This is a genomic window from Hoeflea sp. (assembly GCF_984452065.1).
The window spans coordinates 1-7,747 of record NZ_CFHWAF010000180.1; the positions used below are offsets into that span (position 1 = coordinate 1).

Genomic DNA, 7,747 nt, shown 5'->3' on the forward strand with positions numbered 1-7,747 from the left:
GGCCGATTTTCCGCCACCCCTGAAAGGACTATCGTATTGAAATTCAGAGATGAACGGGCCGGGCGATTTTGCCCTCTGACTGCGTTGGCTCGCGCTTGTGGTGGGATGGCACCACGGCGCGCAACCCGCCTTGTCAGAAACCAAAATCGCCACGGTCAAATGCTTCAATCTAACCTCATCTCGCTCTAAAGCGAGATGAGGTTAGCTCATTGCCCAAACTGGCTGGCAAGTTGGCGCATCTGCGTCTACAACCGCTCGTACGGGCCTTGCGGCGAGGAAAAGCAGATGGCCGACGACGGCATATTGGACGTTCTGATCATCGGCGCCGGATTCTCCGGCATATGCGCGGCCATCAAGCTCAAGCAGGCCGGCATCAGCAGCTTCCGTATCTATGACAAGGCGGCCGGTATCGGCGGCACCTGGTGGAACAATACCTATCCCGGCGCGGCGTGCGACATCCCTTCGCATTTCTATTGCTATTCGTTCGAACCGAACCCGAACTGGTCACGGCTCTATTCTCCGCAGAGCGAGATCCAGGCCTATATTGAATATTGCGTCGACAAATACGGTCTGCGGCCGCGCCTCAATCTGCGCCGCGAGATTGTCTCGCTGGCCTTCGACCGGGCATCGGGTGTATGGACGGCGCTGCTGAAGGACGGCGAACAGGTGCGGGCCCGGTTTGTCATCAACGGATCGGGCGCGCTGCACAAACCGTCGATGCCGGCATTCAAGGGAGCAGAGCGTTATCGCGGCGCTTCGATGCACACGGCCGAATGGGACAGCAGCTTCGATCCGCAGGACAAGACCATCGCCGTTATCGGCAGCGCGGCCAGCGCCATACAGGTGATCCCGGCCATTGCGGAACGGGCCAAACATATCTGCCTTTACCAGCGCACGCCCAACTATATCCTGCCGCGCAACGACTATGCCTATTCCGAGACATGGAAGAAGCGTTTCCGCCGGTTCCCGTTTCTGGCGCGGCTGCACCGGCTGATGATTTTCTACTATCTGGAATTCAGGGTCTTTCCCATTGTCAAGCAGAGCGCCTACCGCGCCAAACGCGCCGAGGATGCAATCCGCTACATCAAGGTCATGACGCGCGGGCGCAAGGTGCGCAACGCGATGGTCCCGGACTATGAAATGGGCTGCAAGCGCATTCTCATATCGGACGATTTCTTCGACGCGCTGAACCGGGACAATGTCGAGCTTGTCTCCGAACCCATCGAGGAGATCACGGAAAAGGGCATTGTCAGCGCGGCCACGCGGAGGCCCTTCGACGCGATCGTTTACGCCACGGGCTTCGATCTCGAGGGACATATGCTCGGCATCGACGTCACCGGAGAGGATGGGCTGACGCTGAGGGATGCCTGGAAGAACGGCGCGCAGGCCTATCGCGGGGTGATGATCCCCGGTTTTCCGAACTACTTTCTGACGACGGGGCCGAATACGGGCGTCGGCACGACATCGGTCGTCTTCATGATCGAACAGACCATCGGCTGGATCATGAAATGCCTGCGCAAGGCGGGCCGCGCGCGGATCGTCAGCGTGACGCAGGACGCGGCCGATGCCTATAACCGTGAGCTTCAGGCCGCCTTCCCGGACACGGTGTGGACCTCGGGCTGCCAAAGCTGGTACCGCAACGCCGACGGCCGCATGGAAATCCTCTACCCGCACGATGCGCGCACGTTCCGGCGGCAGATGAAGCGCGTGGACCCGCGCCATGTCAAATTGCGCCCGGTCGCGGACATGGCCGAGCCGCAACGGCAGGCCGCGCAATGAGGATCGGCCGGACCGTCAGCCACGGCGCCAGGATCGAGGGAACCTGCGACGAGCGTTTCACGCCCGTCCTGGACGCGTTCGCGGAAAATTTCGAGACCCGCGACGAAGTCGGCGCCAGCGTCTGTGTCAGCGTCGACGGGCGCACCGTCGTCGATCTTTGGGGCGGCTTTCGCGATATCGAACGCCGGCAGCGCTGGAGCCGCGACACGGTCGGCATTGTCTATTCATGCACCAAGGCGGCTACGGCGCTGTGCGCGCACCGGCTTATCGATCAGGGGCTTCTGGACCTCGACCGGACCGTGGCCCATTACTGGCCGCAACTTGCCGGCGCCGGCAAGGAGAACGCCACCGTTCGCATGGCGCTCAATCACACGCTCGGCCTTCCGGCGGTGCGCGAGCCGGTCGAAAAGGGCGGCTTCAACGACTGGGACTACATGATATCGCGCCTTGCTGACGAGGCGCTGTTCTGGCAGCCGGGCGAGAAGACCGGTTATCACATGTTCACGTTCGGGTGGATTATCGGCGAGGTGGTGCGCAGGATTTCCGGAAAATCGCTTGGCCTGTTCTTCCACGACGAGATCGCGGGTCCCCTGGGTCTCGACTTCCGGATCGGATTGCCGCCCGGCGAAAAACCGGAGATTGCCCCGATCATCCCGTTCAGGCCCGGACCGGACACGCCAATGACCGCGTTCATGAACGCGCTGATCGCCGACCGGGAGTCGACGTCGTTTCTCGCCTATCTCAACACCGGGCGTTTCAACGCCAACAGCGCGCAAACGCAGGCGGCGGAAATTGGCGGCGCGGGCGGCATTGCCAATGCCCGCGCGCTGGCCGGCATGTACGAGCCGCTCGTTCATAACGGCCCCCTGCTTTCGGCTGAGCGCATCGATGACATGAAACGGCTTTCCGCCGAAACGCAAAACGACGAGACATTGCTCATCCCGACCCGGTTCGGCCAGGGCTTCATGCTCTCCATGGACAACCATCACCTGCCGGCCGGAAACTCCGCTGTCATCGGCCCGGATGCTTTCGGGCATGTCGGCATGGGCGGCAGTATCGGTTTCGGCGACCCGGACCACCGGCTTGCCTTCGGCTATACGATGAACAGGCTGGGCGGCGGCATTCTGCTCAACGAGCGCGGGCAGCGGCTTGTCGATGCCGCCTATCGGAGTTCGGGCGCGGGGCATGGCGGTCCGACATGACATCACCTCAACGCGATCATTATCCGGAAACAGCAAATCATGGATGACACTATCCGCATCATCGGGGCCTCGTCCCATCCGGCGCTGACCGCCAGGATATGCGACTATATCGGCGTCAAACCCACCAGAACCCAGGTCGTGCGCTTCTCCAACGAAAACCTGATGGTCAAGATCGAGGAGAATGTGCGGGAAACCGATGCGTTTGTCGTGCAGACGGCAAACACGCCGGTCTCGGAAGGCATCGGCATCGGCGCTCAGTTCCCTGGCCATATCCGACACGATCCCGCTTTCGGAGGAAAAGACGATCGACAAGATCGAGGTCTGTTCCGTCGCCAGGCTCTTCGCCGACGCGATTACCGCCATTCACAGCGGCCGCAGCATTTCCTCGCTGCTTCTGTAAGCTTCATGCGGGCTTGCAATCGCGGACACCCCGCCACGAATGGCTGCCCTCTTCAACTCTGCTCGTAATTTTTCCGCTTCGACATTTTGCCGAGCCCCGGATTGAGGCTGTTCGTGGGATCGCATGATTTGTAGAACGCCGCGAGATCGGGCTTGGCAGCGTACAGGTGGCCGACATTGTGCTCGGCCGGATATTCCGCGCCGCGCTTGTCCAGAATAGCCAGCATTTCGGCTTTCAGCGCGGCCGTGTCGACACCTTTTCGGACAATATAGTCCTGGTGCAGCACATGGCAGAAAAAGTGCCCGTAATAGAGCTTGTGGATGAGCCCTTCCTGAAGCTCCGGCGGCAACACCTCAAACCAGTCGCGGTCGTTGCGCCTCAAGGCGATGTCCAGTGCTAGAATGTCCTCCACTTCGTCGGCATGAACCGCCTGATACCGCACCGCCGCCCCCGCCGCAGCAAACCGGTGGAGGCCGGCAATCTTTCCCTCGCGGGGCGTGCAGGCAAACCAGTCGCCGTTCTTTCCGTCCAGATGCGCACTGAGATAGGCTTCAGCCTCGGCTATACCTCCGTCACGCATTTTGAGGATAAGATGATGCTCGAACCTGTCGCGAAAGGCCTCCATGCGTTCCGGCAGCACACCGGGCCAAAGCCGGCTCAGCAATTGCATGGTACGGTCGATAAGGTTCCTGGGGAACAGCGGAAGCTTGTTCAGCCTTGCGTCGAGCCAGCCCTTGAGCGCGAAGATCGTCGGCAGGCGGTCCGTGCCGAGCTTGTCTATCATGACAAGCGTGTCCTTGCCGTAGCGCTTTGAGATATCGTAGATATCGGCGTGCATGTACTCACCGGAGACCGGCAGGTTGTCGAACCCGGCGAGCATGTCCCGGCGCAGGTCGGTCAGGACCGCGGTGTCGTTGGTGCCGATATAGAACACCGCCTCCTGCCCGGTGTCGGGGTAGGTGTCGAGCCGCACCGCGAAAACCGCCAGCTTGCCGGCGCACCCGGAGGCTTCGTGCAGCCGGCGCCTGTCGGCATTGAACCGGGCCGGACTTGGTTCGTCTATCTCCCGGATGCGGCTTCGATATTCGGTATCGGATGCCTTGCGGTTTGTTTCCTCGACATCGGCGGGGCGATAGTCACGCTCCTGAAGCCGGCGGAGGATTGTTTCAGGACTGTCGCCCAGGTCGATACCGAGATTGTTGACCAGTTCCAGCCGCCCGTCAGCAGTGACCTGAGCGAAAAGTGCCAGTTCGGTGTAGGAGGGACCGCGCTCGACCAGCGCGCCGCCGGAATTGTTGCAAACGCCGCCGACGATGGACGCGCCAATACAGGATGACCCGATGACCGAATGGGGCTGGCGGCCGAGCGGCGCCAGAAGCTTTTCCAGAGCAAACAGCGTCGCGCCCGGAAAACTGACGATCTGCTCGCCGTTCCGGAGCAGATGAATCTGGTCCATCCGGGTGGTGCTGACGATCACCACGTCGCGATCATAGGTTCCGTTCGGGGTCGATCCTTCCGTCAGCCCGGTGTTGGCCGCCTGCATGATGACGATCTTGTCGGCGGCGACGCAGGCCTCAAGCACATGCCATTGTTCGAGCAGCGTGGCGGGGCGCACCACGGCAATCGCCGTTCCCTCTCCGGAACGAAAGCCCTTGCTGAACCGCTGCATCGATTTCGGATTGGTTATGACATGCGACCTGCCGACAATGCGCCTGAAGGTCCCGATGAGTTCCGAATTCGAATACGTATCGACAGGGGTGTCCATGGCTGGCTCCGGCTGGCTACGCCGCATCGCGAAATCTCAGGTTGTCCCGGTTTAGCTGGTCGAGGCTGGTCACGCCCATGAGCTTCATGTCGCGCTCTATCTCACCACGCAGATTGCCCAACGCCTTCTCCACGCCGGCCTGACCCGCCGCCGCCAGCGCATAGAGATAGAGCCGGCCGCCCGAGCAGGCTTTCGCCCCGACGGACAGTGCCTTGAGGATGTGCGTGCCGCGCTGGATCCCGCCTTCGCACACGACATCGATCTTGTCGCCGACCGCATCGCAAATCTCCGCCAGCTGGTCGAAGGGGCTGCGCGATCCGTCGAGCTGGCGCCCGCCATGGTTGGAGACCATGATTCCCGTACAGCCGATATCGACGGCGCGTTTGGCATCCTCGACACTCATGATCCCCTTGAGCGCAAATTGCCCGTTCCACTTTGCGCACAATTCCTCGGCATCCTTCCAATTCATCGACTGATCCAGCATGGTCGAGAAGTAGTCACCGACCGAGACAGCGATGTTCGTTCCCTGGCTGACGTAACCGGACAGGTGGGGCATGTCGAATTTCGGCTTTGTCAGGAAGTTCCACGCCCACATCGGATGCATGGCGAAACTGATCAGCGATGCCAGCGTCAGCTTCGGCGGGGAGGTGAAGCCGGTTCGCAAATCGCGTTCGCGGTTGCCGCCGGTGATCGTGTCGACCGTCAGCGCCATGACATCGAACTTCGCCGCCCTGGCGCGCTCAAGCAGCGCGTCGTTCAAACCGCGATCCTTGTGAAAATAGAACTGGAACATCTTCGGCGTGTCGGCGATCGCGGCGATCTCCTCGACCGTCACCGTCGCCAGCGAGGACACGCCGAACATGGTGCCGTATTTCGACGCGGCCCTGGCGACCGCGCGTTCGCCTTCATGATGAAACAGACGCTGCAGGGCCGTCGGCGCGCAATATACCGGCATCGCCAGCTTCTGGCCCATGACGGTCACGCTCATATCGACGTCTTCGACACCGGCAAGCACATTGGGAACCAGATCACAGGCTTCGTAGGCTTCGGTGTTGCGACGGTAGGTCACCTCGTCGTCCGCGGCACCGTCGATATAGTGAAAGATCGGTCCCGGCAGTCGCCGTTTCGCCAGCTTGCGGAACTGCTGATAGTTATAGCAATCGGCTGCTCTCATGGTCGCTTACATCCCCCGGTAAAGTCACTCGCGCTGCAGGTGCCCATGATCTAGCAAAAAAACGGGCGCTCCGGGTACCGCGGTTTCGCGAAACACCTTTTCCAAACCGGAGACGATGCCGAACCCCGGTATTTCTAGGGTGCTCGCACGACTTCTCCGTACTCCTTGGTGAACGGGCCGATATCGGCATCGCCGAGGAGATCGATGACCTTTTCCGACGGGCGGCACAGGGCGGCGCCGTGTTCCGAGACGACGACGGGACGGTTCATCAGGATCGGATGTTCGACGATGAAATCGATAAGCTGATCGTCGGTCCACCTGTCCTCGCCGAGGCCAAGCTCGTCATAGGGCGTTCCTTTCCGCCGAAGCAGGTCCCGGACCGGGATATCCATGGCGGCAATCAGCGCCACCAGCTTCTCGCGGCCGGGCGGGGTCCTCAGATATTCGACGATCTCAGGCTCGATGCCCGCCTGACGGATCATCGCCAGCGTGTTGCGCGACGTGCCGCACTTCGGATTGTGGTAGATGGTGACGCTCATTTAAGTCCTCCTCGTCGGGGTATTCGACTTTCATGAAATAAAGTCCCTGCGGTGCCGCGACGGGTCCGCAGGCGGCCCTGTCGCGCGCGTTCAGGGCCTTTGCGACATCGTCGGCGCTCCAGTCGCCATCGCCGACAAGGCGCAGTGTTCCGGCAAAGGAACGGATCTGGTTGTGCAGGAAGGACTGCGCCGTCGCCTCGATCTCGATGAGTTCCCCGGTGCGCCGGACATTAAGCCGGTCCAGCGTCCTGACCGGGTTCTTGGCCTGGCAATGGACCGAACGAAAGGTCGTGAAATCATGGCGGCCGACAAGGCGCTGCGCAGCGTCATGCATGGCATCCGCATCAAGCGGCTTTGCCACCCATAACGCCCGGTTCCGCTCGATGGCGAGCGGCACACGGCGGTTGACGATGCGGTAAAGATAGTGCCTGCGGAGGGCGAAGAAGCGCGCATCAAAATCGTCGGAAACCCGCCGCGCCGAAAGGATGACGACCCGCTCGCCGGCCCGGCCGAGATAGGAATTGAGCGCGTTGCGCACCGTTTCTTCCGGCCAGTCCCTGTCGAAATCGATATGGGCGACCTGGCCATAGGCGTGCACGCCGGCATCGGTGCGGCCGGCGCCGCGAATGGAGACATCGTGGCCACTGAAGCGGCGGGCTGCGCTCTCGACGGCGCCTTGCACGGAGGGGCCGTTGTTCTGCCGCTGCCAGCCGACATAGGGCGTGCCATCATATTCGATGGTCAGCTTGTAACGGGGCATCAGAGCAAGTCAGGTCCAGATTGACGCATTTGACCGCGGCGATTTTGGTCGCTGACGAGGCGGGTTGCGCGCCGTGGCGCCCACCCGCCACAAGCGCGAGCCAACGCAGTCAGAGGGCAAAATCGCCC

7 protein-coding genes are annotated in these 7,747 nt (G+C 61.6%); 3 read left to right on the forward strand and 4 right to left on the reverse strand.

Going from position 1 to position 7,747, the window contains the following annotated elements:
• The first annotated feature begins 285 nt into the window (after positions 1 to 285).
• The 3 genes from AC5E6N_RS22075 to AC5E6N_RS22085 are packed head-to-tail and all read left to right on the forward strand — an operon-like array spanning position 286 to position 3,449.
• Complete coding sequence (locus AC5E6N_RS22075; protein WP_491749830.1) at positions 286 to 1,779, forward strand: flavin-containing monooxygenase; 1,494 nt, start codon at positions 286 to 288, stop codon at positions 1,777 to 1,779.
• The gene (locus tag AC5E6N_RS22080; protein WP_491749831.1) at positions 1,776 to 2,981 is read left to right on the forward strand and encodes a serine hydrolase domain-containing protein; all 1,206 of its coding nucleotides are present in this window, start codon (positions 1,776 to 1,778) and stop codon (positions 2,979 to 2,981) included. The genes AC5E6N_RS22075 and AC5E6N_RS22080 overlap by 4 nt, the downstream gene beginning before the upstream one ends.
• Before the next feature lie 39 nt (positions 2,982 to 3,020).
• Positions 3,021 to 3,449 (forward strand): ribose-phosphate pyrophosphokinase-like domain-containing protein, encoded by a 429-nt coding sequence (locus tag AC5E6N_RS22085; RefSeq protein WP_491749832.1) that lies wholly within the window; start codon positions 3,021 to 3,023, stop codon positions 3,447 to 3,449.
• On the opposite strand, the gene dld is transcribed toward AC5E6N_RS22085, so the two are convergent.
• The 4 genes from dld to truA form a co-directional block, all read right to left on the reverse strand.
• Positions 3,434 to 5,146, reverse strand: a complete 1,713-nt coding sequence (gene dld / locus AC5E6N_RS22090) for a D-lactate dehydrogenase (RefSeq protein ID WP_491749833.1) — start codon at positions 5,144 to 5,146, stop codon at positions 3,434 to 3,436. The genes AC5E6N_RS22085 and dld overlap by 16 nt on opposite strands.
• 16 nt (positions 5,147 to 5,162) lie before the next feature.
• A complete protein-coding gene (locus tag AC5E6N_RS22095) occupies positions 5,163 to 6,320 on the reverse strand; it encodes an alpha-hydroxy acid oxidase (RefSeq protein ID WP_491749834.1) in 1,158 nt (385 codons plus the stop codon).
• Positions 6,321 to 6,454: 134 nt separating this feature from the next.
• Complete coding sequence (gene arsC / locus AC5E6N_RS22100; RefSeq protein ID WP_491749835.1) at positions 6,455 to 6,859, reverse strand: arsenate reductase (glutaredoxin); 405 nt, start codon at positions 6,857 to 6,859, stop codon at positions 6,455 to 6,457.
• Positions 6,774 to 7,619 carry a tRNA pseudouridine(38-40) synthase TruA gene (gene truA / locus AC5E6N_RS22105; RefSeq protein ID WP_491749836.1) on the reverse strand — a complete coding sequence of 282 codons (846 nt, stop codon included), beginning with the start codon at positions 7,617 to 7,619 and terminating at the stop codon, positions 6,774 to 6,776. The genes arsC and truA overlap by 86 nt, the downstream gene beginning before the upstream one ends.
• Positions 7,620 to 7,747: the final 128 nt, after the last annotated feature.

Coding starts and splice junctions, on each gene's coding strand:
- AC5E6N_RS22075 (WP_491749830.1), top strand. CDS start 286: ATGGCCGACGACGGCATATTGGACGTTCTGATCATCGGCGCCGGATTC.
- arsC (WP_491749835.1), bottom strand. CDS start 6,859: ATGAGCGTCACCATCTACCACAATCCGAAGTGCGGCACGTCGCGCAAC.
- AC5E6N_RS22095 (WP_491749834.1), bottom strand. CDS start 6,320: ATGAGAGCAGCCGATTGCTATAACTATCAGCAGTTCCGCAAGCTGGCG.
- truA (WP_491749836.1), bottom strand. CDS start 7,619: ATGCCCCGTTACAAGCTGACCATCGAATATGATGGCACGCCCTATGTC.
- AC5E6N_RS22080 (WP_491749831.1), top strand. CDS start 1,776: ATGAGGATCGGCCGGACCGTCAGCCACGGCGCCAGGATCGAGGGAACC.
- AC5E6N_RS22085 (WP_491749832.1), top strand. CDS start 3,021: ATGGATGACACTATCCGCATCATCGGGGCCTCGTCCCATCCGGCGCTG.
- dld (WP_491749833.1), bottom strand. CDS start 5,146: ATGGACACCCCTGTCGATACGTATTCGAATTCGGAACTCATCGGGACC.